Source organism: Staphylococcus cohnii subsp. cohnii, from assembly GCF_002902365.1.
Classification (GTDB): Bacteria; Bacillota; Bacilli; order Staphylococcales; family Staphylococcaceae; genus Staphylococcus; species Staphylococcus cohnii.
Genome location: NZ_PPQC01000036.1, coordinates 93,665 through 119,267, shown reverse-complemented (window position 1 = coordinate 119,267; position 25,603 = coordinate 93,665). Strand labels below are relative to the sequence as shown.

Genomic DNA, 25,603 nt, shown 5'->3' with positions numbered 1-25,603 from the left:
ATGAAAAGAGTAGATATCAACGGAAAAGATTTTAAGCAAAGAGAATTGAAATTACCAGTAAATGAAGTATATAAAACAGAGGATTTAGATATTTTCAAATTTACTAAATTTAATCGAAATGTTCTTATTACAAAGGAAATGCTAGAACAAGCCGAAGAAGGATTTATAAGTCCAGTTATTGTAAATGAGCATATGGTTGTAATAGATGGTCAACACAGAGTGGAACACGCTAGAAAAGCAGGTGTACCAGTCGAATATATTATTAAACCGGGATTAAATGAACACGACATAGTAAGAATGAACACAACGCAAAGAAAATGGAATATGTTGAATTATATTGAAAGTTATGCAAATCAAGGTTCAGAAGAATATGTATCACTATTAAATTTACTTAATAAAAAATATGCAGGTACTACAGTTGTTATTTCAGTAGCGAGAAATAAGACTACTTCTTCAGGTATTACCGAACTTATTAAATCAGGAAATTTTGAATTTATTAATTTTGAAGAAACACTTAACTTCTTTAAGTATTATGAAAAATTTAGAAAAGAAACTGATACACCTAAAAGGACAAAACCAGCATTAGCTCTTTATTCCTTATTTAGAATAGAAGGTTTTGATGGTGATAGATTGATAAGAAAAGTGTTGCAGAAAAAATTCGATGATGATTTAAGAACTAAAGGTTATAACCTTACTGAAGCATTGAAAGAATTTATTGATAAATACAATGACAAATTAAGTCAGGATAGTCCTTTATTTATAGAATACTACATTAAAAATAATGGTGAGTTAATTATTGAAAACACTAGAAAAGACTGGGCACAAAAAAAGACTACCCTAAATGGATAGCCAAAGAGTAAATATCAACAACATAATTATACCACACGAGGTGGTTACTCGCCACCTCAATTATTACACATATTGTGTGTAGAAATAAAAGGCTGTCCATAATGTGGACACCCTTAAAGAGGACCGCATCACAAATCGAACAGTAGGAGGAATTTCAATGACGGATAAAATTAAAGGTTTAGAAGTAGATATATCTAAAGGAGAGAATAACATGAAAAATTTTAAAGAATTAAACAATGAAGTGCTAGTAGAAGAAATGGAAACATTGAAAGTAGTTTTAGAAAAAACGAGAAAAGAACCAACTCCACAACAGGTTGAAGCTGCTGCGAAGTTGATTGAAGCAATACGTGCTACAGCGTTCAATTATTAGCGAGCAGCATTACTTGCTTGACGTTCATCTTTGCAAACTATCGCATTTGTAACATTGTTCAAGTTTATAAATTGGTTTTCATTTGCAAAGATAGTTGATTCATCAATGATTTCAGAACGAGTTACAGTAGTGTGTTTGCCATTAATATATTTAACCACTACAGCATAATTGTCATTTAATGAATCGTTTATTGATTTTGCATTCATATTATTTCACCTCCTTAGGTGATTATAACAGAAACACGTTACGCAATATAAAAATCGAACAATAGGAGGAAACGTAATGATTAAAAACGTACTAACTTCAAAAGAAGTAGGAAATGTATTGGAGGTCTCAGCATCTACCGCATGCAAATATATCAAGCGTATGAACGAAGAAATGGAAAAACAAGGATACTTTACTATTTCAGGCAGAGTACCAGTTAAAATGTTTCAAGAAAAATTCCCGTACCACGAAATACCGGAAGAAATACTAAAAGGAAAGGAGTGATTACATGAGAACACTATTAACATTTCTATCTATGCCATTCTCAACAATAGCAATAGGCGTAGCGACAAACGATTTCTACATCGGTATGTTGTTATCGGTAATGGCAGGTTTCGGACTGTATTGGTTCTGGGATAAGTTTCTTGACGCAATAAAAAAGACTGAAAGCAACGGCAATTGCTAACAGTCAAACGATTTACAAAATATACAACTTAAATATACACGGAATAGAGGTGTTTCGTCAAATGGCGAAGGAAAAATCATTGTCTAGAAAGGAATATTGCAGAATCGTTCACAAGAATGTAGATCATTATGTAAACAATCGTCCAACTGAACGAGCGCCCAAAGTTGAGTATACAGACGAAGAAGAAACAGCACGTAAATTTTTCGAAGAAGATTTCGAAGTGTTAGAAATCGACTGGTCACTACACGACAAAATTATATATGAATCAACTCATATAAAGATACAAAGAAGTGAGAGGGTTGAAGTAAATGAGTGAAGAATTAAATTTATATCAAAAGATAGCAGATGTAAAAGCAAATATAGATGGATTTACAAAGGATACTAAGGGTTACAACTACTCCTATGTATCTGGTTCGCAAATATTACATCGTATCAGAAGTAAAATGGTCGAGCATAATTTATTACTTGTACCTAGTACGTCAAATGAACAATGGACTACGCACTCATACAAGAATAAAAAAGGTTATGAAGTAGTAGATTTCGTTGTAGAGATGGACCTTAACTACAAATGGATTAATGCTGATAAGCCAGAAGAACAATTGGATATTAGTTATCATGCTTTCGGACAACAAAGTGATATTTCACAAGCACATGGTACGGCATTAACGTACGCAGAACGTTATTTCTTAATGAAATTCTTCAACATTCCAACTGATGAAGACGATGCAGATGCAAAAGAAAAACAAGATAAATATTCAAAAGTAGACCCTGAAATTAAAGCGTTATTAGAAAAAGAAATAAACGATTTTATAAATGAGGTAGAACGAAATAACAAAACAGAAGATTTTAAAGGAAAAATAAGCTTTTTAAAAAATATGAATATTGATGAATTGAGTAACGATAAAATCAATAAAAGTAGAAAGTCCATACAAACATGGTTAAAGGAGATTGAATAAACATGATAAACAGAGTAATTTTAGTCGGTCGTTTAACTAAAGACCCAGAATTCAGAACAACACCATCTGGCGTGAATGTCGCAACTTTCACGTTAGCAGTCAATCGTACATTCACAAATGCGCAAGGTGAACGTGAAGCAGATTTTATAAACTGTGTTGTATTTAGAAAGCAAGCAGAGAATGTAAACAAATACTTATTTAAAGGCCATTTAGCTGGTGTTGATGGCCGTATCCAATCACGTAGCTATGAAAACCAAGAGGGGCGTCGTATTTTCGTTACCGAAGTTGTTACGGACAGCGTACAGTTCTTAGAGACAAAGAATAACGAACAGAAACAGAATGTTTCAAAAGGACAACAGACTGGCACAAATAACCAACAGTTAAGCAATGACAATCCATTTGCAAACGGTGTAGATGTGGACCCGGACGATTTGCCATTTTAATTGTATGCAATATAAACAAGGTGATGTAATGCCAATTATTAAAAACTACATCCAGCAAGATGACGGCACAATAACTGCTGTCATCGAGGGTGTAACTTTAGAAAATAAAGACTTCTTACTGTTAGATAACGGACTAGAAGTAGAATGCGACGTAATCGTAAGTGATCCATACAAAATAACCGATAAGCAACGTAGAAAAGTATTCGCAATGATAAGAGATATATTCAATCACTACGGACAGCCAATGGACTACTTACGGTATATGTTCCAAAAACAATTGGAGTTCTTACACGGTTATGAACCTATTTCGTTAAGCAACTGCAGTAGACGACAGGCGAGTGAATTAATCGAGTTGATACTTGATTTTATATTCGCAAATAACATACCTATCCACAAAGCCACTAGCGACCTTATGAGCAACGATAAGTATTTTATATATAAATCTACCATAAACAGAACATGTGTTGTCTGTGGGGCTAAGAATGCCGACTTAGCACATTATCAAGCAGTAGGTAGAGGACGCAACAGAAATAAGATAGACCATTATGGAAATAAAGTGTTAGCGCTGTGTAGAAACCATCATACAGAGCAGCATCAAATAGGCATGGATAGCTTTAACAAGAAATATCATCTTACAGACAGCTGGCTTGATGTAGACGAGAAGCTGAATAAGATGTTGAAAGGAGAAAAAGCAGATTGAGTAAATTATTAATAGATGACTATCCAATACAAGTGCTGCCTAAATTAGCAGAACATATTGGATTAAACGAAGCAATCATACTACAACAAATGCATTATTGGTTGAACGCAAGTAAACACTCACACGACGATAAGAAATGGATTTATAACAGTTATAAAAATTGGGAAAAGCAATTTCCTTTTTGGAGCAACGTTACTATAAGAAGAACAATATCAAGTTTAGAAAAACAAAATTTATTATTCACAGGTAATTTTAACAAAGCAGGATTTGATAAAACAAAATGGTATTCGATAAATTATGAAGTTTTAGAGGGTGTGAGCAAACGAGTTGCTCAAAATGAGCAAACGAATGTATCAAAAAGAGAAAATGGAGATGCTCAAAATGAGCAAACCAATACCATAGACTACACAGAGACTTCTACAGATAGTATAGACACCTCAAAAATATTTGAATATATATCTAAAGAATTACATCCAGTTAGTAATATGTTGCAAGTAGAAAACCTAGATTATGAAATAAACCAAATTAAAAATGATGCATATGAAATAACAAAGACAGCTGTCGATTACTGTAGAGAAAAAGACAAAGGAATACCTTACCTAATATCAATATTAAAAAATTGGAATAAGGAAGGCATCGACACTGTAGAAAAAGCTACAGCTAAAGTTACACCTAAACAACGTAAGCAGTCTAAAGATCAAACCGAAGATTTCTTAGAGAAGAAACGTCAAGAAATATATGGAGGTTAGACATTATGCCGATGACTAAAAAAGAAGCATTTCACATTATTGAAGTTGTAAGTAATGTCTACAATATGGAATTAACCGAGAATAAGTTTAATTTATGGATTCAGTTCTTAACTGAAGATGGGGATTATGAGCCAACAATGAAAATGGCCAAAAAATATATTAAAGATGGTAATGTTTATCCTCCTAAAATACCTAACATTATGCGGGCATCACCAAAGTTAATGCAAGAAGATGAACTGGATGATGAAACAAAAACGCATCGATGGAAAATGGAAAACGATCCCGAGTATGTGGAACGCAGGAAACAAGCGCTAGATGCTTTTAAACAAAAGGTCCAAGAATATAACAACAGAGGTGATGACTATGTTGAATGAGCAATATGAGATTGAAAGTACAGTCATTGCCAGTTTGTTAAAAAAACCAGATTTGCTTGAGAAATTAAGAGTTAAGCCCTATATGTTCCAGAACGAATATTTCAAGAGTTTTCTCGAATATATATTAGATCAAGGGAAAATCGATTTAAATGAAATATATCTCAAGAGCGCTAAGGATAAAACATTCCTAAGTAATGATGTGATAGGTAAACTATATCAATCAGACTTTATAGGTTATGGCTTCTTTGAACGATACCAGCAAGATTTATTAAAGAACTATCAGATTATAAAAGCTCAACAAATTACAAATAACTTTAAAGCGAATGCAACTAATGAAAATCTAAATGCGATGCTAGATGAGTTGAAAGACCTAACAAATATTACTACTAAACAAGAGAACGGAACGCAAAAATTTGTAAATGATTATGTGGAGTTGCTGTACAGTGATGAACCGTCACGAACAATCAAAACGAAGTTTCCATTGATGGACCATAAAATAGGTGGATTTGAACCTAGTCAGTTAGTTGTAATCGCAGCACGACCTAGTATAGGTAAGACTGGTTTCGCCCTTAATATGCTATGGAATATTGCCAAACAAGGATATGAAACATCATTCTTCAGTATAGAAACAACTGGTGTAAACGTATTACAAAGACTATTAGCTACGATTACAGGCATTCCATTAAAGAAAATAATGGGAATCAAAGACCTAACACCAGAGGAATTAACACAGTTAACTAGCGCTATGGATAAAATACTGAAGCTAGGTATCAATATCAGTGAAGAAAGCTCAACTACTATTCAAGATGTTAGATCACAAGCAATGAAATCATCAGATAAACCACAAATTATTTTTATAGATTACCTGCAGTTAATGAGTACAGATACCAACGCAGATAGACGTGTGGCAGTAGAAAAATTATCTCGAGATTTGAAGATTGTAGCTAACGAAACAGGTGCTGTCATAGTCATTCTTTCACAATTAAGTCGTGCGGTAGAAACACGTAATGACAAACGCCCAATGTTATCGGATATGAAAGAGTCTGGTGGTATTGAAGCAGATGCAAGTTTGGCAATGCTTTTATATAGAGATGATTATTATGACCAAGATGCCGAAGATACAGATAAATCTATTCTTGAATGTAACATTGCAAAAAATAAAGACGGTGAAACTGGTGTGATTGAGTTTGATTACTATAAAGCAACGCAGAGGTTTTTTACATGAGTATAAATCAATTTAAACAACTACTAGGACACCTATTCAGAACGACATACAAGGGCGATACGCTCATCCAACGCAATTTGCTTGAGTTAGGTTGGGCAACTGAAAGATTGCTTGTGAGTGGGCGAATAACGCCATTTGATGTGTACGAAGAAAAGAAGGACATTATTTTTGAAGATATGGAGTGGTCAGACAGATGGGATTAGTTGATGGTTATAAAAATAAATTTTATTTGTACCGAGAGAATAATGAAAAAGTAATTTCAGTTATTCCATTAGCTCCTAACGTGAATAACGTAGGAAATTTAACTGGTGCTTACTTTGCAGGTACAGAAAAAAATATGACTGATGATGAGCTGATGAGTTTTAAGGGAGTACACAATCTGTACTACGAGCATGAGCTTGGCAGCCAAATGAATATATTTGACCTCTAGGAGTGAATAAATGAAACGCATAGAGCTTACGGTAGATGCTCCTATGGCATCACCTAGACCGAGATTTAGAAATGCAGGAAAATTTGTACAAACATACATGTCTAGCGATTATATGAAGCATAAGAAAGAGTTACAAAAACAAATGCCGAAACTTCTGCTAGATGGGCCACTGATAATACTCATAGAGTTTCACTTTCCAATGTTAAAAAGTTGGAGTAAGAAAAAACAACAATCAATGGCAGGTAAATATAAAATAACCAAACCAGATGTAGATAATTTGATTAAGACAATACTTGATGCTGGTAATAATCACTTATGGGCTGATGACAATATCGTTGCTGATGCAAGAGGTATAAAAACTTATTCCTTTGAGCCGAGAGTGATTATTCACATTGAAAAAGTAGAAGGTGATCTAAATGAATGAAGAAACGTTAAAGATTAAATACACGATAGAGTATGAAAGACAATATACATTTCCTGCTAAAAATGGTGAACCAGATAACGATGTAGAACATAGAATATCGAATCACATGATTACAAATTTAGATGATTACACAGATGAAAATTTATTTAGGGATATAATCGACGTAAAAATTATAGATAGGGGTTATTGAGATGAGGTTTCAACGTGTGAAAGATAAGAATGGCGAAGTGTGTTATGCACTGCAAAACTGGGATAAAGCAATCTTAATACCAGTCGAAGATTACAAAGAGGCAACGAGATTGGGCATAAGTAATGGAACAATCAAAAAACATATGGAAAAAGGTATAAGACATTTTCGTAAATACGTTAGAGATTATGATGCTCAACAAGGGTTAGCTAGATTAAAGCGTGAGGACAGAGAACGTGAAGAACGCAAGCAAGCATTAGCGGAAGAAAAGCAACGTAAGGAACAGGAACGCTTACAGATGATTGACGATGCGAAATGTAGCAGTAAGTGGTTTCAGGAATTATCTAAAAATAATTTAGTAGCAAAACTTAAAAAAGATAAATATGGCAATCAACAATTAGTTTAGAGGTGGACAGAATGGCAAAAGGACGATCACATGCATACGAATATGTTGTATATAAAGGGGATGAAGTGATTTGTGCCGGTACTAGACAAGAAATACAAGCGAAGATGAATATTACAGAAGGTACATTTGCTCGAATGGCAAGTTCTCTAACAAAAAGAGAAGCTGGACCAAACCAAATTGTAGCAGAGAAAGTGAGTATCAAAGAAATAAAAGCAGAGGCGGTGCGTTAGATGAAAATCAGTGATTTAAAAATAGGTAAATACGTTGTTGTGAATGACTTAGGTGCAGGTAATTATAGCAGTGGCATGCGTGTGATAGGTAAAGTGGTTGAGATTGACGGTAAAGGAAACTATGCAATTATCGAATCGCTAGCTAAACACAGATATGAAATCACAGACTTCAACGATTTTGAGTTGTGGGCGAAAGAGATAGAAAATAAGACGAAGCGTATGGGATTGGATAAACAATCCAACGACGTACAACAACGTAAGCGTAAGGATAACGTCAACAGTCCTTCACATTATAACTTTGGTGATATAGAAGTTGTGGACTTCATCGACCAGGTTACCAAACATTACAATCCAAACGTAGCTTATCACATTGGCAATGCTATCAAATATATTAGCAGGGCGCCGCATAAGAATGGTAAAGAAGATGTTGCTAAAGCTAAATGGTCAATAGAACGTGCGTTTGAGAATTGGGATGTGAAGTAAATGACACCTAACGACATACTACTAAAAAATTCTGACTTGATTGTTAAATCATTATTTCAAAGAGCTGATAGAACATATAAACAATTCTTGAAATATAGTAACACAAGTTATGAGGCAGAAGTTGGTACAAGTAGATACTGGAAAGCAGTGGCTGCCGCTGAACAGACGCAGAGAGAAATAAAAGGATTAATTGAACAACTTAAAGCAATGGACGAATATACACAGTGGAGTGAGAAGTTACACCAAGACAGATATAAGTTTGTTGAGAAGTACGACATAGTAATGGAGAAATATAAATTATCATGATGCTATCAGAAACTATCAAAGTTAAGTACAAAATTGATACTAAAGGCAGAAACACTGTCGAAATGACAAAGCTACTAAGATATTGGGGAGTTAAAGGATTCTTATACTCTCTCAATACACGTAGCATTGTCATGGCAGTGTTACCAGAGGACAAGAAACATAACAGGAAAGTTTTAAATGGGATAAAGGAGTGTTAATTATGAATTCAGAAACGAAACTTCATGTAAGTGTTATGGATGCAAGGTTGAAGAAAGTGAAAAAGCAACATGACCAATACAAACAAGCGTATCAACACTGTGTAGATGATTTAATCGTCTTGCGTGCGAATAATAAACGATTGGAACGAGAGAACGCCGAACAACTTGCATTACTGAAACAGTTTAGAAAGCTCATAGATTATAAATTATCACTGCATCAAGGCAGTTCAATGTATAGAGAATATCGAAGTAAGTTAGATAAGTTGGGGGTTAAGTAGATGGCGTATGAGTATGAGGAAAGCAATAAGCAAATAGTTTTTACAGTAGATAATGAAACTTCAATGGATGAATTAAACGAACGAATTAAAGAACTTGAAGAAGTCTATCGCAAAGCTAAAACTTTAGATGAAGTAAAAAATTTCACTACCGAAAGATTAAAAGAACAGAAACATACTGACGAATATGATTTTGGTGAAAGATTAATGTGTGAAGAAATAGAAGAGATTATTGGAGGACAAACAAAATGACTAAACTACAAATCAAACTATTAAGCGACAACGCAACTAAACCAAAAAGAGCAAACCCTAGTGATAGTGGATTGGATTTATATGTATCGGAAACAGTAAACATTCCACCACACACTACTAAGTTAGTTAAAACAGATATAGCTATAAAATTACCTTACGGATACGAAGGACAAGTAAGACCACGTTCAGGAAAGTCATTAAAAACTAAATTACGTGTTGCATTAGGAACTATAGATTACACATACCATAAGGAAGTTGGAATTATTACAGATAATATAGGCGATAAACCTATTATAGTTCAAAAAGGTGAACGATTAGCGCAGCTAGTTGTTGCGCCAGTGAGTTATATGGAGGTAGAAAATGTGGAAAAATTCGAAGAAGAATCAGACAGAGGCGGATACGGATCAACAGGATACTAAAGATATCGTTGAACGTGTACGAATAATATTAGGCAAGGAGTGACGACATGCAATTCCTAGTACGCAAAACAACCCACACAACAGGTGAAGTGTTCTTTGATGTAACCAGAGCTAAGGAGAATGAAGAATTCATTGTAGTGGACGCAGAGAATAAGGAAGATGCGAAAGAGAAGGTAAGGAAACCTAAAGGATTATTGGAAGTAGTACCATCTAGTTTTAATAACGGTCCTATTAGTAGAGCGTTAAAAGCTGGTATGTATAGAAAGGACAGTGAGTGAGATGGAAATAGGTAAATACTATTATGTTGTTACACGCAATAATCAAATGGCTACCGGTTCAGTTGTGAGTTTTTATGCTGACTGGGAAGTCATCGAGAAAACTATAGAAACTACAACAGATATTACTAAGGTTAGATTGTATGAAGATTATGATGACGCATTGAATTTTGCAGAAAAATATAACTTAGAAGTTAAGAAAATTAGAACGGACATATTAGGATTGGGGAGTCGATGAAATGAAAATACTTAAAACACTACTAATCACTACCTTGTATGAATTAAGCAAATACGTTACGAATGAAATTATAGTACGCATGCAAGCTAATGACATGGTGGATCAGTATCCTAAGGACTATGAGGTGAGCGACTAATGTTCTGGATTATATCAACTATTCTTCTAGGCGTAATCGCAGTCATTTCTCTTATATACAATTCAGTTAAAGATACTAAGATAGATGCACTGGAATATGAGGTTGCGTACTTGCTAGATATTATATTCAATGATCATGGTGATGTGGCGTTGAGGTTGAAGGAAGATGAACTCACTGACGAACAGATCAGAGAGATAAAAGATGCATGGGATAAACGTATTAAATAACTGGAGGTATTAGATGTACAGTGAATCAGAGGTAAGACAATTAATTACAGGCTATCATTGGCGTGTTAACTTGCTAGAACATAAGGTGTACGAGTATGACAGTACCTCAACAGGGCAGTATGGTATAGAGGCGGCAATGCCGAAAGGTCAAGGACAGACAGGAGATAAGGTGTTAGTTAGAGTGATACGCAATGATAAGGACAAGAGACACTCACAGAAGCTTATAGAAGAGATAGGCTTTGTAGATAAGCTAGAGTGTTATATCACTAATGATAAGAACTACCACATATTACAATTACTTAAACAAGGAGAAACTATCAAGACTATAGAAAGACTACTAAGTATTAGTAGAAGAAGTATATATAGTCGTATAGATAAGATAGTAGACACATACATGAAGCACCAATAAGTCTGCACATATTGCACACTTTGCACAGATTACACACTATTATGTACTGTACATAGGTACGGTATATAATATAGATATACGATAAGTTTCAGTGACTTATTATAAATAACAATACTATATTATATTGAGGCACGCAGGGGTGATTACCTGTGTGTCTTCTTTGTGCTTATTGATATGAACACTACACATGAACTCCAACTATATAACTTTTAGTCATGCTCGTAGTGTTGATATGAGTTAGCATATGCCATTCATTAATAAAGATAAGGTGATTGCATATGATAGATGATATTAACTATAAAGATGTGAATGATCGTAAGAGATTTTATAAGAAGAGAGAATGGAAAGACATAAAGGCGATAAGGCGTGAGATTGATAATGATGAATGTCAGTGGTGCAAAGATAATGGCAGAGTAGTTACGTCTAAAGACACAAGATTAATTGTTCATCATAAGCAAGAGTTAAAGGACAGACCAGACTTAGCATTAGATATAGATAATTTAGTTACAGTTTGCTTTGCTTGTCACGAAAATCATCACGATAGAAATATTTATAAAAAGAAAAAAGATAATTGGAATGATGAATGGTGGTAATTTAAAAAAAATAAAAATAAATTTTTAAAAAATATTTTTCAAAAAAATTAAATCCCCCCACCAAAATATTTTTAATTTTATTTTAACCTCGGGGAACGAGGTGGGGAGTCTTTTCTCGACATTTGCTAACAAATATCGCGTATAACCCCCTCCCTAAAGCATATATAGAAAAGAGGTGATAACTGTGGAAAGAAACGAACAACAAATTAAAGAGCATGAGGCACGAGTAGATAAAGAAAAGAAACGCTTAGACAAGGTTTTCCAATCTATACCAGATGACAAAAAGAGAGTGGCGCAAGGCTTAATCGTTCAAGCTGCTAGAATGCGTGTATTACTTGATGACGCATGGTTGGATATCCAAGAAAATGGCGATTATGAGTTATTCACTCAATCAGAGAGTGCCCCTCCATACGAACGTGAACGACCAATAGCCAAACTTTTCAATTCTCGTGATGGTGCTTATCAGAAAATTATACAACAACTAACGCGGTTGTTACCTGAAGATGTAGCGCAAGAAGTGAAGGAAAAAGGTAGGAGTTTATTATGACGAAAGTAAATAAACATGTACAACGGTACATAGATAAATATAAAAATGGCGAAATCAATTTAAACAGTGACCGAATTAAATTAATAGATCACTTGGAACTTAACGTTTTGTATCGAGAAGATTTATATTTCGATGATGAACAAATTGAAAAGTGTATTGCTTTTACAGAAAAGTTTTATTTTAAATTACAACCATTTCAAAAATTTCTAATCGCCTTTATTTTCTTGTTTGATGAAGAAGATGAATTATACTTTGAACAGTTCTTTTGGTTAGTAGCACGTGGTGCTGGTAAAAACGGTTTGATTAGTGCTTTATCTAACTATCTAATAAGTGAGCTACATGGTGTAGATAATTACGACGGAACGGTTGTAGCTAACACTGAAAAACAAGCTAAAACATCATTTGAAGAAATGCACAGACAAATTACTAAACATAATTTATACAGTGGAAAGATAAATGATGTTGAAGGTGAAGGATTCTTTGATTTAACCAAATTACGCATAACATCAGAAGTAACACAAAGTAAATTTGAATTCGCAACAAGTAATGCTGGTAGTAAAGATGGTGGACGTGAAGGTTTTATTATTTATGATGAGATTCACAGATATGAAAACAATGACATAGTAGACGTATTCTCTAGTGGGCTTGGTAAAGTAAAGCACCCTAGAGAATTTTTTATAGGTACTGATGGATTTGTTCGTGAAGGATTCTTAGATAAAATGAAAGACCGTTCTAAAGAAATTCTTGAAGGTCGTTCACCCGATGATAGATTGTTTCCATTTATTTGTAAGTTAGATCATAAAGAAGAAAAAGACGACCCTAGTACATGGTCTAAAGCGAATCCAATGTTTGAAGAGCCTATGAGTGAATATGGTAAACGCCTTTATCGTAAGGTTCTTAACCAACATAAAGACTTAGAGCATAGCCCTAGTGGTTATGAAAACTTTATAACAAAGCGTATGAACCTACCCGAAGAAGATTCAAGTAAAATTGTAGCATCTCGTGAAGATGTGCTTGCGACAGCTCGCAATATTCCGCCGTTAAAAAACAAAACAGCTATTGGTGGCGTTGACTATGCAAGTATTAAAGACTTTGCAGCAGTTGGATTGTTGTTTAAGCAAGGAGACGATGTCGTATGGATATCACACTCATTCGCTCGTAAAGATTATTTAGACGAAGCTAAACTTAAGCCACCTATCAAACAATGGGAGAAAGAAGGGCATTTAACAATAGTTGATGAACCATCTATTAACCCGATTCATATTGTTAATTGGTTCATAGAAATGCGTAAAAAGTACGCAATTCAAAAAGTAGTAGCCGATAATTTCCGAATGGATTTAATGCGCCCACTGTTTGAAGAAGCAGGTTTTGATATAGAGGTGTTGCGCAACCCTAGAGGCGTTCACAGTAAATTAGCGCCACGCATTGAAACGTTGTTTGCGAATCGTCGTGTCATATATGGCGATAATCCGTTGATGCGTTGGTACACAAATAATGTGGCAGTCCAGGTGAAAAAAGACGGTAATAAAGAATTTATCAAGAAAGACGAACACAGAAGAAAAACAGATGGTTTTCATGCTTTTTTACACGCTTTATATAGTGTAGACGAAATAGAAGAAATAGATTTAGATCAAGCATTTGACTTATTAGATAAACTTGATTTCTAGTTAGGAGGTGATTTATTGGGAATTTTTGATTCAATACTGAAAAGGAATCTAGACTTACGAGACATGCTTGATTTGGATTTAGCCTATGACCCTGCTAGTAGGTCGTATTTGAAACGTATTGCACTTGAAACCTCTATTAACTTTATTGCTCGTACCTTTAGCCAATCGGAATTTTGGGTTAAAGATGGACAAGAATTAGTTAGAGACAAGTTGTATTACAAATTAAATGTACGACCTAATACTGATTCTAGTGCTTCAGACTTTTGGCATAAAGTTATTTATAAACTTGTGTATGACAACGAAGTATTAATTATAAAGACTGATAGCGATGACTTATTGATTGCTGATGATTTTTATAGAGAAGAATATGCAGTCTATGATGACTTGTTTAAAGATGTAGTAGTTAAAGACTATGTATTTAAACGCAATTTTAAGATGGATGAAGTAGTTTATCTAAACTACAACAACGATAAGTTACAAAGATTTGTAGATGGCTTGTTTGGGGATTACGGCGAGTTGTTCGGTCGTATGATGGACACGCAATTACGTAAGAACCAAATTAGAGGTATTGTTAGTGTTGGTAATGGTGGCGGCCAATTAGACAATAATAAAATGACAAGGCTACAGAAGTATATCGATAAAATATATAGTCAATTTAAAAATAATGGTGTCGCAATCGTACCACAAGTACCCGGATTTGATTACGAAGAATTATCCAAAGACAATGCTAATGGGACTGATAACGGCGCTGAAAACTTGCAAAAAGTTAAACGTTTATTCATTGATGATGTAGCTAAGATTATTGGTATACCATCTAATATTATTCATGGTGATGTAGCAGACCTTAATAATGCTATGGATGCTTATCTTGATTTCTGTATCAATCCACTTGTCACTAAAATTGAAGATGAATTAAATAGTAAGTTTTTTACAGAACAAGAATATTTAAAAGGACAATGTGTCAAAGTCGTAGGCATTAACAAGGTAGATCCTATTAAGAATGCGGAAAAAGTAGACAAATTAATATCGTCAAGCGCAGCTAAACAAAATGAAGTGCGCGAAATGCTCGGTCTTGAACCTGTTGAAGGTGGAGACCGTTTTATTTTGACTAAAAACTATGAAAAAGAAGATTCAACGGAAGGAGGTGAGACTGATAATGAAGACGAAGAAAGAATTAATCAAAGCAACGTCTAAATATTCGTTCAAGAATGAAGTAGAAGACGATAAAGTCATTCTCACCTTAGGAGGACCCGTTGCCGAAGCTTCAATTTTTGCAGATGAAACTATCAATAGTACAGATATTGCGGATGTATTAGACGATGTGAACAAAGATGTTGTTATTAGATTAAATAGTCCTGGTGGTGATGTATTCCAAGGTATCGAAATTTACAACTACCTTAAGAATCACCCGTCAAACATTACAGTAGAAGTTACTGCTTTAGCTGCAAGTGCTGCATCGATTATCGCTATGGCTGCTGATTCTATTGTAATGGAAAAAGGTGCTTCAATCATGGTACATGAAGCTGCAACTTTAGCTATTGGTAATAAAGCCGATATTAAAAAAACGCTAAACGCTTTAGAAACGATTGATGAATCCATTGTGGACATTTACCAAGAAAAAACTGGTTTAGATCGTGAAGAAATTTCTCAAATGATGTCTGAGGAAACTTGGTTTACTGCTAAAGACGCAGTAGATAAAGGTTTTGCAGATGATACAAAAGAGAAGGTTGAAACACCTAAAGAAACTAAAGTAGAAAATAACGCAGAAATCATTGAATTAAGAGAGCAAGTTGAAAACTTAACAAATATAGTTAAGTCGTTTGAAAACATAAATAAAAAACCTAAAACAAAAAGGTTATTATAGGAGGAAAAAGTATGACGATGAAATTTAAGGATGCAATCAACAAAGATGTTGAGAATTTAAAGAATGAATATTTCAATGCAGTACGTAATGAAGAAGAGCAAGAGGTAGTGGAAAATAAATATGCTGAATATATGGCTGCCTTTTCTCAAAACATACACAATGAAGTTTTAAAAGAAGCACGTGAAGAAGTCCACAACACTACTACGGATAAACAAGTACGTATGAACCGTGGAGATAATATATTAACTGCAGAAGAAAATCGTTTCTTCACAAACTTAGTAGAAGATGAAGCTAACTTAGATACTTACAAAGAAGAAGTTATCTTACCTGAATCTACAGTATTACGTGTATTCGAAGATATGCAACAGGCTCGCCCTTTACTATCTAAAATTAATTTCCAAATTGCTGGAATTAAAACACGTATGATTGTTGGAGACCCAAGTGGAGCAGCAATCTGGGGAGAAATCTTTGGTAAAATTCAAGGACAAATCCAAGCTAATTTTAAAGAATTAAGCTTCTCACAAAACAAATTAACAACATTTGCGATTGTACCGAAAGATATGCTCGACTTTGGTCCGGAATGGGTTGAACGTTATGTACGTTTACAATTAGCAGAAGCAATGGCTCTTAAATTAGAAGAAGGCGTTGTTTTAGGTAATGGCGCAGCATCTAACCAACCGTATGGTCTAACTAAAGACTTAACGTATGATACTGATGGTGTAACTGTAACAGGTGCAGCAGATAAAACGGCAACTGGTACATTAACATTCGCAGACGCTCAAACTACTGCTAATGAACTTGCTGGCGCATTAACAACACTATCTACTAAAGAAAATGGACATAAAGTAGATGTAACATCAGGTGTGACTTTAGTAGTTAACCCTGCCGACCAATTCTATATTAAAGCTCAAAACACAATGCAAACAGTTAATGGTTCTTGGGTCACTTCGTTACCATTTAATGTAGATGTTATTGCTTCTGAGTTCGTACCAGAAAACCAAGCATTATTTGTAGTAGGTAGTCGTTACTATGCAGTTCAAACTGGCGCAGTTAACATTAAGTCTTATGACCAAACATTAGCTTTAGAAGATGCAGATGTATTTATCGCTAAGCAATTTGCACACGGCATGCCTGATGATAATAAAACTTCATTAGTATATGACCTAAATATCGCAGCTAAACCAGAACCAACGCCTGAAGTTTAATAGAAGGTGATTAAATGATCACACAAACACAAGTAGATGAAATGAAAAGACGATTGAAAATATTTCATACATTTGAAGATGAACATATCAAGTCATTGCTTGAGCAATCATACGAAGATATAAAGTATCGTTGCCAAGACTTTGTAGTCGGTGAAAACATAAGAGGTACAGAACTTGTATATGAGCGTACAAGATATGCTTATAACGATGTATTAGAATATTTTCACGAAAACTTTTTATCACAAATCACTTCTTTCGCTTTAGAAAATATGAAGGAGGTTGATTATGAAGAAAAGTTATAAACCACCAGAGATAAGTAACGGAGACCTTAGAGTTCCCGTTACTTTTTTTCGTATGGTTGAAAATGAAGGTCCTTTACCCGGTAGCAGCAAAGCAGAGGATGTTTTCACTACACTTTGTGAAGTTTACGAAAGTTCAACTAAAGACTTAGAGAAAACAAGTAATGTTACAGGCACAAGCAAAGTGACTGTTAATTTTAGAAACCCCCATTCAGATTACCGTATTAAACATTCCGATACGTTCGAGTTGATGCATGACCTATATCAAGATTTAACATTCAGAGTTATTGATTTTGCACCTAATTCAAGTAATAGAGAAATAATCAAAGTTGTAGGTGTCGCTAATGACAGTTAAATTGAAAGGTTTGAAAGAAATTGAACAAGCATTAGAGCGTAAATATGGTAAGCAAAAAATGAAAAAGATAACTGATAAAGCACTTATAGCTGGTGGTCAAGTAATAATTAAAGAGATACAAGGCAACTTCCAATCCTTTAAAGATACAGGTGCCAGTATTGATGAAGTCACATTATCTAAACCTTATTCATTAAATGGTGTACGTACAATAAAAGTGCATTGGAAAGGTCCTAAAGATCGTTATCGAATTATACATTTAAATGAATTTGGTACTGTCAAAAACCCCAATCCAGATGGTAAAGGTGCGATTGATAGAGCTTTAAGAAGTGGTAGAGATACCTATTTCAAAATAGTTAAAAGAGAATTAGAGAAAGGGTGATGTAGATGAGGGATATTCTAATGGACATTTATAATACGCTGATAAACGACAATCAAGTTATAGAACATGTAGGAAAAAGAATTAAATTCTACGAATACCCAGAACCCTCTGATGCATCGAAACCTTACATTGTCATGAGTGAAATTGACGATACTTTACCACTTGCATATGCAGATAATGATAACTTGGCTTTAAGTTATTTGGTACAGATTGATTTGTTTGTACCAGAATCAAGTGATTATCAAGCTTATCATGTTAGGAACGAACTTAGTTATCACATTTCTAGGTTGATGAAAGAAAAGTTAAAAATGGAAAATACCGCAAATGCAAAACCAGAATACGATAGAGAATTAAAAATATACAGGTCCGCTCGTAGATACGAGGGGGCCTTTTATCGTTCTGAATTAAATATACAGGAGGAATTATAATGGCTAAACAAAAAACAAGTTTTACAGGTTTAGATAACTTTAACTACAAAGTATTAAATCAAGATGATTCAACAGTACAAACACCAGAGCGCATCGAAGGGTTACAAGAAATTACAATTTCTAAAGAACAAGAAGTTGTTAAAGCACATGGTGACAACAGAACAATGGAAACAGCAGTAAGTAACGGTGATGTGGAGTTAGAATCAGGTTTCCACACATTAGCACTTGAAGATCGAGCAGCTTTATTTGGATTAGAAACAGATGAAAACGGAATCGTAGCAGTAGGTAATGATACACCAAACGATGTAGCTGTCTTACTAGAACGTACATCGGCAGAAGGTCGAGAAGTTGTAGGTTTAATATCTGGTAAGTTCACATTCGCAGAAGTGGAAGGGTCTACAAAATCTGACGAAATCGAATTCTCTAGTCAATCAACTACTGGAACATTCATTGCGAAAGATGTCGAAGGTTACGATGAGCCAAAAGCTATGTTCTTAGGATTTGACCCTAAAGGCACAAATGCAGCGTTGCACAGTATATGGGAAAAAGTATTTGGCGAGGCACACCCAGACGCAGTAACAGAACCAACAGTCTAAGACAGGAGGTAATTCTATATGGCTAAAAAGTATGAAGTAATAGCTAAGTTTAGAGATGGTGAAGACAAAAATAAACTTTATGAAGTTGGAGACAACTATCCAAAACCATCTAATAAGAAAGTTAGTAAATCACGTATTGAATCGTTATCTAGCAAAGATAACAAAATAGGTAAACCGTTCATAAGAGAAGTGGAAGAAGTTAAAGAAGAAGAGTAATTACTGAGGGCTTAATGCCCTCTTTTTTATTTGCAAATAAAAATACAAAAATCAAAGGAGCAATTATAAATGGCTAAACAAACTAAATTAAACTTTATCGAATTAATTACAGGTGAAAAAGAAAATGGTGAATTTGAAACTAAAGTATACTTCACACCTAAACACTTACCTTTCAGTGAGTTAATGAATGTATTTGAGAAAGTGGAAGAAATTGAAAAACTAGAAGAAGATTCAGGAATTGAAAGCATTAGAGAAATGTTTAAGTTAGTTGCAGAAGATATTTATAAAAAACAATTTACTGTACAAGAATTAATGGACGGATTGCATGCACCAGAAGCAATTCCAGAATTAAGAGCGCAAATCCAATTCGTTTCCCAAGGAGAGTTATCAGAAGAAAATGAAAAACGTTTGAAACAGCTTCTAAAGTAATAAGAGGTGATATGAATGAAACACAGCAAAATAGAATTAGCTACTAACTTTGATAGTGAAGGAGTGCCGATGAGATACGAAATATTCGTAACTCGTCCAAGCATTCCTTTTTCTTTGGTATATGAATGTGTTTCTTTTCTAGCTTCGTTAAAAGGCAATCCAGACAATGACGAGTTACACGTAATGATAGACCTAGTTGTCCGTATATTCGATAACCAGTTTTCTAAAAGACAACTTATTGACGGTCTAACATCGTACGAAGGTACCCACGAACTATACAAACAAGTTGTTTTTATAGGTAGTGGTCAAAACTTAGATGATGAAGTTGAGTCTAATGAAAATGTGCAATCCATTTCGGTGAATGGTTGGGAAGATCATAAAGAAAATTTGAAAAAAACTATTAAGAAAATGGTCAAAGACGGTGAGCAGACGTACAACGATGTGTTAAATATTCCGTTTTATTTGGTGTTCGATGATTTAAATAGGAAAGCTAAAGCGGAACGTAAGTCGTCTATGCTTGATGCCTTTGGACAGTAAATATAGGAGGTTTTGAATTATGGAACAACAAATGTTAAATGCGTTTATTGAAGCGCCTATTCATTACAAATGTGACAGCATGTTGACTGCTTGTATCTTTTAATTACTTTATTAGGAATTTGTAAGTAAGGAGGTGGAACAATGGCAGAAAGAATAAAAGGTCTTCAAATAGATTTATCCATGAAAGATATGGGCATTGGTGCGACACTTGCTGGTGTTAGACGTAGTTTTAAAACATTGAATTCTGACTTGAAGTTATCTAGAAACAACTTCAGAAATTCTAAGAAGTCTATGACTTCATATAAAAATAGAATTCGTGAGTTAGATGGTGCTACTAAACAACAAAGGAATAATGTTAAAGAACTACGTGCACAATACCAAAAGACAGCGCAAGAACAAGGCGCAAATAGTGCTAAAGCTGCAAGATTACGAACAGAGTACAACAAGCAAGCTGATACTTTGAATTATTTGGAGAATGAGTTAGAACAAACAACTAATTCATTTAAAAATTTTCAAAAGGAATCTCAAGCAGCTGCTAGAGTATCTAACAGTAGTTTCGGTAGATTAGGTAAGAGTTTTACTGAAATGGGTCCAAAGATAAATAAAGTGGGCGAATCAATGAAAAGTGTTGGTCGTTCAATGTCTATGTATGTCACAGCACCAGTTGTAGCTGGATTTGGTTTAGCTGCAAAGACTAGTATAGATTTCGATGATTCTATGCGTAAAGTTAAAGCGACATCTGGAGCTACTGGTAAAGAGTTTAACTCACTACGTGATAAAGCGTTGGAAATGGGTGCTAAAACTAAATTTAGTGCGAGTGAGTCAGCAGATGCACTCAACTATATGGCACTTGCCGGTTGGGATTCAAAAGAAATGATGACTGGTATAAGTGGTGTTATGGACTTAGCAGCAGCATCGGGTGAAGACTTAGGTCAAGTAAGTGATATTGTGACCGATTCATTAACAGCTTTTGGCATGGAAGCAAAAGATAGTGGTAAGTTTGCCGATGTATTAGCACAAACAAGTTCTAAAGCTAATACAGATGTGAAAGGTTTAGGAGATGCGTTTAAATACGCAGCACCTGTAGCTGGTGCATTAGGTTACAGTGTGGAAGATACATCAGTCGCTATAGGTTTAATGAGTAATGCGGGTATTAAAGGTGAAAAAGCTGGTACAGCATTACGTACGATGTTTACTAACCTTTCAAAACCCACTAAAGCTATGAAAGATAAGATGGATGAACTCGGTATATCTATCACAGATAGTAACGGTGAAATGCTACCAATGCGTGATGTTATGGATCAATTGAGAAGTAGCATGGGTGGTTTATCTAAAGACCAACAAGCAGCTGCAGCAGCAACTATATTTGGTAAAGAATCTATGAGTGGTGCGTTGGCAGTGGTTAACGCATCAGAAAAGGATTACAAAAAACTTACTAAATCCATTGATGGGTCAAAAGGTGCTTCTAAGCGAATGGCTAAAGAAATGGAAGGCGGTATTGGTGGTTCAATGCGTAAAATGAAATCTGCGGTTGAATCACTAGCAATTAGTATTGGTGATGTAGTAGCACCATTTATAGGAAAGGCAGCAGACGTCATTGCGGGTTTAGCAACTAAATTAACTAATTTACCTAGTTGGTTACAAGGTACAATAGTAGCGTTCGGTGCATTAGCAGCTGCAATTGGTCCATTAACATTAATTGTAGGAGTATTTACAGCCTCATTAGGTAGTATTATGACTACACTTGGACCAATAATGGTTGGTATTACCAAAGCTGGTGGTGTAATGAAATACTTATCTGGAGTAATGGCAACTGTTACAAAAGCTTCACCACTTTTAGGAATGGCATTAAAAGGCATTGGTTCCGCAGCTACATTCATGCTAGGTCCTTGGGGATTAGTCATTGCAGGTGTAGTAGCTTTAGGTACAGCATTAGTTGTAGCTTATAAGAAATCTGAAACATTTAGAAATATTGTGAATGGCATGGTTACAGGTGTGGTTAATGGATTTAAATTATTATGGTCAGGAATTATGACTGTACTAACACCTATAGGTCAGGCGTTTATGAAGTTTGGTCAACAAATCAAACAGACAATTGGTGATTTTTGGGCTAAACATGGTTCTCAATTTATGCAAGCGATAAATAATATTAAGAATGGTTTCTTTGCATTTTGGGAATTCATCCAACCAGTTTTAGGGTTCATAGGTGGATTATTCAAGAGTACGTTTAGCGATTCCATACCTGTTATAAATTTCTTTAAAGACCTTATAATGGGTAGTTTAGTACATGCGTTTAACATGGTAAAAAATACTGTGATGATTGCGTTTAATGCGATTAAAGGAATTATCATGGGTGTTCTAAATGTAGTAATGGGATTCGTTAAAATGTTTATTGGTATTTTCACAGGCGATTGGAAACTATTCGGTGAAGGGTTAAAACAAGTTGCTAGAAGCTTCCTAAGTATACTGAAAAACCTGTTCCAATTAGCGTTTGCTGGAATCCTAGGTATAGCTAAGACAATTTGGAGCGTAATTAAAAATACAATAGTTGGATTAGCAAAAGGTATTTGGACTGGTGTTAAGAACGCTTTTACTTGGTTAAAAAATAGTACAGTATCAATTTTTAATTCCGTTAAAACTTTTGCTATTAATGTTTGGAATTCTATCCGAAATGGAGTAGTCAATTTTGCTAAAAGTTTGTGGAACGGAGTAAAAAGTGCGTTTAACTGGTTGAAAAATGGAACAATTTCAATATTCAATAATGTTCGAAACTTTCTATATGGACTATGGAAGGCAGTTAGAAACAGAGTAGTATCACTCGCACAATCTTTATGGAATGGCGTTAAATCTAAATTCAATTCGTTAAAAAATTCTATAACGTTTATATTTAATGCTGTTAAGTTTTTTGTTTTGAAAACATGGTTATCGATAAGAAGTAAGGTGATATCACTTGCAGCAAGTTTATATAATGGTGTTCGTAGTAAATTTAACTCACTTAAAAGTTCTATAAAGTCTATATTTAATAGTGTACGCTCATTCTTGTATGACATATGGCAGAAAGTAAGAAATAAAGTTGTTTCAGTCGCTACATCTCTGTATAACGGTGTTCGTAGTAAATTTAATAATCTAAAGAATTCTATTAAAAATATCATAGGAAAAGTAAAAAATAACCTATACGACACTTGGGACAAAATCTGGAACAAAGTAACAGGTGTTGCTACATCCTTAAAAGATAAAGTAACAGGTACATTTGGGGAAATGCGCGATGTACTAGGCGATATTATTGGTAAAATTAAAGGCTTCATCGATGACATGGTAGACAAAGTTAAAAAAGGTCTCAACAAACTTATTGGTGGTGTGAACGCAGTTGGCGACAAACTTGGTATGGGTAAAGAAATGGTTAAACCTATCAAGCTATCAACTGGTACAGAGTCTACACATTCACAGAACTTTGTAAGCAATGGTGCGATTAGCAAACCAACAATGGCAGTAGTAAATGATAAAGGACCGGGGAATGGTTCAGGACCAAATGGACATCAAGAACTAATTCAACGTAAAAATGGTTCTTTACATGCGCCGCAAGGTAAAAATACACTTGTAGGATTAGATAAAGGCGATAAAGTCATTAACGGACGTAATACACAAAGTCTTATGAGTTCTGGCGCAATTCCAAAATTCTCTCGAGGTACAAGTGATCTATTAGCAGGTTTAGGCTTCAAAAAGAACAAGAAAGATGATTTGTTCGGCGGCTTAGAAAACGATGCTAAGAAGAAAGCTGGCGGAGGACCTTTAGATACAGCTGAAAAACTGTGGGAAGCAGGAAGTGGAGCTGTTAAAGAAGGTAGTAAAAAAGCAGTAGAGACAACATTAAAAAAAGCTGGACAAGGTGCTAACTTCCTTAAAGAAAGCATGGGAGACGTAATGGAGTGGATGGATAAGCCTAAAAAGTTACTTGAAAAAGTAGTTAAAGATATGGGTGTCAATTTTAACTTCCTAGGCGGAGATTCTATTCCTGGAAAACTTATGTCAGGCATGTACAAGAAAATAAAAAATGGGATAGTTGACTTATTTACATCTTGGTTTAGCCAACAAGGAAGTGGAGATAGTGGCTTCTTAGATTTATCACACGGTATTAATTTCGGTTTTGCTCGTACAGCAGCAGAAGCATTAGCACAAGGATACCCATTCCCTAGAGCGCATCACGGTCTCGATATTGGCTATCCATATGGAACAAAAGTATTCTCTACTACAGGTGGTACTGCTACAGCTAGCAAAGGTTGGAATGGTGGATTCGGTAACATGGTATCTGTTAAATCAGGAACTATGGAAACCATTTATGGTCACTTATCCAAACATGCATTTAGTGGAAGTAAAAAAGTTAAACCAGGTGATTTACTTGGTCTATCTGGTGGTGACCCATCAAAACAAGGCAGAGAAGCAGGTAGTTCTACAGGCGCTCACCTTCACTATGAAATGCGTTGGGGTGGCGTACCTAAAGACCCTACTAGTTGGTTAAAAGAAAACAATGGTGGCGGTAAAGGCGCTGGTAAATGGAAGTCAACAGTTAAACAAGCATTGGAAACAGCAGGCCTTCCAACAGGTTCCAAATACGTTAACGCATGGTTGAAACAAATTGACACAGAATCGAGTGGCAATGAAAAGGCTATCGGTGGTACTGATGGACTTGCAGACGGTAGAGCAAAAGGTTTAGTACAAGTTAAACCAGGAACTTTTAACGCTTACAAGATGAAAGGTCATGGCAACATCATGAAAGGTTTAGATAACTTAATCGCTGGTATGAGATATGCTGATGCTAAGTATGGTAATGCTGGATTAAGTCAAATCGGTAAAGGTGTAGGCTATGCAACTGGTGGAATCATCAACAGTGAAGGTTTATACAACCTAGCCGAAGATGGACACTCAGAGGTAGTAGTACCACTTGACCCTGCACGTGCTAATGACGCAATGAAGTTAATTGGTTATGCACAAAGTAAGGTTAAAGATAAGAAAAATAAACGACCTAATGATATGAGTAATAAATACGGTCAACAATCTGGTAGTGACAATGATAATTTACTACTACAAATGATTGCGAACCAACAGAAACAACTCGATACGTTAACGGAAATTGCACGAAGTAATAAAGGTATTGAGGAAAAAAACTATTTCCCTACTAGTCGTGAAATGACGAAGATGAACAATGAAAACATGGCGTTAAATAATGCAACTCAATTAATGAGAAATTAATGAGATAAGAG

Annotated in this window: 41 protein-coding genes; 40 read left to right on the top strand and 1 reads right to left on the bottom strand. The window is 34.9% G+C overall.

The features are described 5' to 3' along the window. The gene (locus CD032_RS06685; protein WP_103211322.1) at nucleotides 1–849 is read left to right on the top strand and encodes a ParB N-terminal domain-containing protein; all 849 of its coding nucleotides are present in this window, start codon (nucleotides 1–3) and stop codon (nucleotides 847–849) included. 157 nt (nucleotides 850–1,006) lie between these two features. Further along, nucleotides 1,007–1,219: a hypothetical protein gene (locus CD032_RS06680; protein WP_103211321.1), complete on the top strand. Its 213-nt coding sequence runs from the start codon at nucleotides 1,007–1,009 to the stop codon at nucleotides 1,217–1,219. Here CD032_RS06680 and CD032_RS06675 read toward each other — a convergent pair. Continuing rightward, nucleotides 1,216–1,425 carry a hypothetical protein gene (locus CD032_RS06675; protein ID WP_038678654.1) on the bottom strand — a complete coding sequence of 70 codons (210 nt, stop codon included), beginning with the start codon at nucleotides 1,423–1,425 and terminating at the stop codon, nucleotides 1,216–1,218. The genes CD032_RS06680 and CD032_RS06675 overlap by 4 nt on opposite strands. Nucleotides 1,426–1,501: 76 nt before the next feature. Here CD032_RS06675 and CD032_RS06670 point away from each other — a divergent pair, with 76 nt between their 5' ends. The 38 genes from CD032_RS06670 (at nucleotide 1,502) to CD032_RS06475 (ending at nucleotide 25,592) form a co-directional block, all read left to right on the top strand. Next, nucleotides 1,502–1,708, top strand: a complete 207-nt coding sequence (locus tag CD032_RS06670; RefSeq protein ID WP_103211320.1) for a hypothetical protein — start codon at nucleotides 1,502–1,504, stop codon at nucleotides 1,706–1,708. A gap of 242 nt (nucleotides 1,709–1,950) precedes the next feature. Beyond that, complete coding sequence (locus CD032_RS06665; RefSeq protein WP_103211319.1) at nucleotides 1,951–2,205, top strand: DUF2483 family protein; 255 nt, start codon at nucleotides 1,951–1,953, stop codon at nucleotides 2,203–2,205. Continuing rightward, nucleotides 2,198–2,845, top strand: a complete 648-nt coding sequence (locus CD032_RS06660) for an ERF family protein (protein ID WP_103211318.1) — start codon at nucleotides 2,198–2,200, stop codon at nucleotides 2,843–2,845. Before CD032_RS06665 ends, CD032_RS06660 begins: the two co-directional genes overlap by 8 nt. 2 nt (nucleotides 2,846–2,847) lie before the next feature. Further along, nucleotides 2,848–3,288, top strand: a complete 441-nt coding sequence (ssb, locus tag CD032_RS06655; protein ID WP_103211317.1) for a single-stranded DNA-binding protein — start codon at nucleotides 2,848–2,850, stop codon at nucleotides 3,286–3,288. 28 nt (nucleotides 3,289–3,316) lie between these two features. Then, nucleotides 3,317–3,988 (top strand): putative HNHc nuclease, encoded by a 672-nt coding sequence (locus CD032_RS06650; RefSeq protein WP_103211316.1) that lies wholly within the window; start codon nucleotides 3,317–3,319, stop codon nucleotides 3,986–3,988. Further along, nucleotides 3,985–4,737 (top strand): DnaD domain protein, encoded by a 753-nt coding sequence (locus CD032_RS06645; RefSeq protein ID WP_103211315.1) that lies wholly within the window; start codon nucleotides 3,985–3,987, stop codon nucleotides 4,735–4,737. Before CD032_RS06650 ends, CD032_RS06645 begins: the two co-directional genes overlap by 4 nt. A gap of 5 nt (nucleotides 4,738–4,742) precedes the next feature. Then, the gene (locus CD032_RS06640) at nucleotides 4,743–5,111 is read left to right on the top strand and encodes a replicative helicase loader/inhibitor (protein ID WP_103211314.1); all 369 of its coding nucleotides are present in this window, start codon (nucleotides 4,743–4,745) and stop codon (nucleotides 5,109–5,111) included. Continuing rightward, complete coding sequence (locus CD032_RS06635; RefSeq protein ID WP_103211313.1) at nucleotides 5,101–6,336, top strand: DnaB helicase C-terminal domain-containing protein; 1,236 nt, start codon at nucleotides 5,101–5,103, stop codon at nucleotides 6,334–6,336. The genes CD032_RS06640 and CD032_RS06635 overlap by 11 nt, the downstream gene beginning before the upstream one ends. A gap of 193 nt (nucleotides 6,337–6,529) precedes the next feature. Continuing rightward, on the top strand, nucleotides 6,530–6,766 hold the full coding sequence (locus tag CD032_RS06625; RefSeq protein WP_103211311.1) for a DUF3269 family protein: 237 nt from the start codon (nucleotides 6,530–6,532) through the stop codon (nucleotides 6,764–6,766). A gap of 10 nt (nucleotides 6,767–6,776) precedes the next feature. Continuing rightward, entirely contained in the window at nucleotides 6,777–7,190 is a 414-nt protein-coding gene (locus tag CD032_RS06620) for a RusA family crossover junction endodeoxyribonuclease (RefSeq protein WP_103211310.1), read from the top strand. Continuing rightward, nucleotides 7,183–7,380, top strand: coding sequence for a hypothetical protein (locus CD032_RS06615; protein WP_103211309.1), 198 nt, complete (start codon nucleotides 7,183–7,185; stop codon nucleotides 7,378–7,380). Before CD032_RS06620 ends, CD032_RS06615 begins: the two co-directional genes overlap by 8 nt. A gap of 1 nt (nucleotide 7,381) precedes the next feature. Further along, nucleotides 7,382–7,783, top strand: a complete 402-nt coding sequence (locus CD032_RS06610; RefSeq protein WP_103211308.1) for a hypothetical protein — start codon at nucleotides 7,382–7,384, stop codon at nucleotides 7,781–7,783. 11 nt (nucleotides 7,784–7,794) lie between these two features. Continuing rightward, nucleotides 7,795–8,013, top strand: a complete 219-nt coding sequence (locus CD032_RS06605; protein WP_103211307.1) for a hypothetical protein — start codon at nucleotides 7,795–7,797, stop codon at nucleotides 8,011–8,013. Next, nucleotides 8,014–8,496, top strand: a complete 483-nt coding sequence (locus CD032_RS06600) for a DUF3310 domain-containing protein (protein ID WP_231912215.1) — start codon at nucleotides 8,014–8,016, stop codon at nucleotides 8,494–8,496. Beyond that, on the top strand, nucleotides 8,497–8,802 hold the full coding sequence (locus tag CD032_RS06595; protein ID WP_069973593.1) for a DUF1140 family protein: 306 nt from the start codon (nucleotides 8,497–8,499) through the stop codon (nucleotides 8,800–8,802). 199 nt (nucleotides 8,803–9,001) lie between these two features. Continuing rightward, nucleotides 9,002–9,277 carry a hypothetical protein gene (locus CD032_RS06585; protein ID WP_103211305.1) on the top strand — a complete coding sequence of 92 codons (276 nt, stop codon included), beginning with the start codon at nucleotides 9,002–9,004 and terminating at the stop codon, nucleotides 9,275–9,277. Beyond that, nucleotides 9,278–9,526 (top strand): hypothetical protein, encoded by a 249-nt coding sequence (locus tag CD032_RS06580; RefSeq protein ID WP_040030406.1) that lies wholly within the window; start codon nucleotides 9,278–9,280, stop codon nucleotides 9,524–9,526. It abuts the gene before it with no gap. Further along, the gene (gene dut / locus CD032_RS06575; RefSeq protein WP_103211304.1) at nucleotides 9,523–9,945 is read left to right on the top strand and encodes a dUTP diphosphatase; all 423 of its coding nucleotides are present in this window, start codon (nucleotides 9,523–9,525) and stop codon (nucleotides 9,943–9,945) included. The genes CD032_RS06580 and dut overlap by 4 nt, the downstream gene beginning before the upstream one ends. A gap of 47 nt (nucleotides 9,946–9,992) precedes the next feature. Next, a complete protein-coding gene (locus tag CD032_RS06570; RefSeq protein ID WP_103211303.1) occupies nucleotides 9,993–10,223 on the top strand; it encodes a DUF1381 domain-containing protein in 231 nt (76 codons plus the stop codon). A gap of 1 nt (nucleotide 10,224) precedes the next feature. After that, nucleotides 10,225–10,458 carry a hypothetical protein gene (locus tag CD032_RS06565; RefSeq protein ID WP_103211302.1) on the top strand — a complete coding sequence of 78 codons (234 nt, stop codon included), beginning with the start codon at nucleotides 10,225–10,227 and terminating at the stop codon, nucleotides 10,456–10,458. 1 nt (nucleotide 10,459) lies between these two features. Beyond that, entirely contained in the window at nucleotides 10,460–10,594 is a 135-nt protein-coding gene (gene rinB / locus CD032_RS06560) for a transcriptional activator RinB (protein WP_103211301.1), read from the top strand. Beyond that, complete coding sequence (locus CD032_RS06555) at nucleotides 10,594–10,821, top strand: DUF1514 family protein (protein ID WP_103211300.1); 228 nt, start codon at nucleotides 10,594–10,596, stop codon at nucleotides 10,819–10,821. The genes rinB and CD032_RS06555 overlap by 1 nt, the downstream gene beginning before the upstream one ends. A gap of 13 nt (nucleotides 10,822–10,834) precedes the next feature. Next, on the top strand, nucleotides 10,835–11,230 hold the full coding sequence (locus CD032_RS06550; RefSeq protein ID WP_053464119.1) for a helix-turn-helix domain-containing protein: 396 nt from the start codon (nucleotides 10,835–10,837) through the stop codon (nucleotides 11,228–11,230). Between the two features lie 278 nt (nucleotides 11,231–11,508). Then, complete coding sequence (locus CD032_RS06545; RefSeq protein WP_103211299.1) at nucleotides 11,509–11,823, top strand: HNH endonuclease; 315 nt, start codon at nucleotides 11,509–11,511, stop codon at nucleotides 11,821–11,823. Nucleotides 11,824–12,007: 184 nt separating this feature from the next. Then, entirely contained in the window at nucleotides 12,008–12,370 is a 363-nt protein-coding gene (locus tag CD032_RS06540; RefSeq protein ID WP_103211298.1) for a hypothetical protein, read from the top strand. Further along, nucleotides 12,367–14,037, top strand: a complete 1,671-nt coding sequence (locus CD032_RS06535; RefSeq protein ID WP_103211297.1) for a terminase TerL endonuclease subunit — start codon at nucleotides 12,367–12,369, stop codon at nucleotides 14,035–14,037. Before CD032_RS06540 ends, CD032_RS06535 begins: the two co-directional genes overlap by 4 nt. 15 nt (nucleotides 14,038–14,052) lie before the next feature. After that, entirely contained in the window at nucleotides 14,053–15,231 is a 1,179-nt protein-coding gene (locus CD032_RS06530; RefSeq protein ID WP_103211296.1) for a phage portal protein, read from the top strand. Then, the gene (locus tag CD032_RS06525) at nucleotides 15,194–15,901 is read left to right on the top strand and encodes a head maturation protease, ClpP-related (RefSeq protein WP_103211295.1); all 708 of its coding nucleotides are present in this window, start codon (nucleotides 15,194–15,196) and stop codon (nucleotides 15,899–15,901) included. The genes CD032_RS06530 and CD032_RS06525 overlap by 38 nt, the downstream gene beginning before the upstream one ends. Before the next feature lie 11 nt (nucleotides 15,902–15,912). Next, entirely contained in the window at nucleotides 15,913–17,106 is a 1,194-nt protein-coding gene (locus CD032_RS06520) for a phage major capsid protein (RefSeq protein WP_103211294.1), read from the top strand. A 14-nt stretch (nucleotides 17,107–17,120) separates the two neighbouring features. Beyond that, nucleotides 17,121–17,408 (top strand): phage head-tail connector protein, encoded by a 288-nt coding sequence (locus tag CD032_RS06515; RefSeq protein WP_103211293.1) that lies wholly within the window; start codon nucleotides 17,121–17,123, stop codon nucleotides 17,406–17,408. Next, the gene (locus CD032_RS06510) at nucleotides 17,392–17,760 is read left to right on the top strand and encodes a hypothetical protein (RefSeq protein ID WP_103211292.1); all 369 of its coding nucleotides are present in this window, start codon (nucleotides 17,392–17,394) and stop codon (nucleotides 17,758–17,760) included. The genes CD032_RS06515 and CD032_RS06510 overlap by 17 nt, the downstream gene beginning before the upstream one ends. Beyond that, nucleotides 17,750–18,139 (top strand): hypothetical protein, encoded by a 390-nt coding sequence (locus CD032_RS06505; RefSeq protein ID WP_103211291.1) that lies wholly within the window; start codon nucleotides 17,750–17,752, stop codon nucleotides 18,137–18,139. Before CD032_RS06510 ends, CD032_RS06505 begins: the two co-directional genes overlap by 11 nt. A gap of 20 nt (nucleotides 18,140–18,159) precedes the next feature. Continuing rightward, complete coding sequence (locus CD032_RS06500) at nucleotides 18,160–18,567, top strand: hypothetical protein (RefSeq protein ID WP_126116909.1); 408 nt, start codon at nucleotides 18,160–18,162, stop codon at nucleotides 18,565–18,567. Then, nucleotides 18,567–19,163, top strand: coding sequence for a major tail protein (locus CD032_RS06495; RefSeq protein WP_103211289.1), 597 nt, complete (start codon nucleotides 18,567–18,569; stop codon nucleotides 19,161–19,163). Before CD032_RS06500 ends, CD032_RS06495 begins: the two co-directional genes overlap by 1 nt. An 18-nt stretch (nucleotides 19,164–19,181) precedes the next feature. Next, complete coding sequence (locus CD032_RS06490) at nucleotides 19,182–19,379, top strand: hypothetical protein (protein ID WP_103211288.1); 198 nt, start codon at nucleotides 19,182–19,184, stop codon at nucleotides 19,377–19,379. A 69-nt stretch (nucleotides 19,380–19,448) separates the two neighbouring features. Then, the gene (gpG, locus tag CD032_RS06485; protein ID WP_103211287.1) at nucleotides 19,449–19,808 is read left to right on the top strand and encodes a phage tail assembly chaperone G; all 360 of its coding nucleotides are present in this window, start codon (nucleotides 19,449–19,451) and stop codon (nucleotides 19,806–19,808) included. A 15-nt stretch (nucleotides 19,809–19,823) separates the two neighbouring features. After that, nucleotides 19,824–20,345, top strand: coding sequence for a phage tail assembly chaperone GT (gene gpGT / locus CD032_RS06480; protein WP_103211286.1), 522 nt, complete (start codon nucleotides 19,824–19,826; stop codon nucleotides 20,343–20,345). 141 nt (nucleotides 20,346–20,486) lie between these two features. After that, nucleotides 20,487–25,592, top strand: a complete 5,106-nt coding sequence (locus CD032_RS06475; protein WP_103211285.1) for a phage tail tape measure protein — start codon at nucleotides 20,487–20,489, stop codon at nucleotides 25,590–25,592. Nucleotides 25,593–25,603 lie beyond the last annotated feature (11 nt).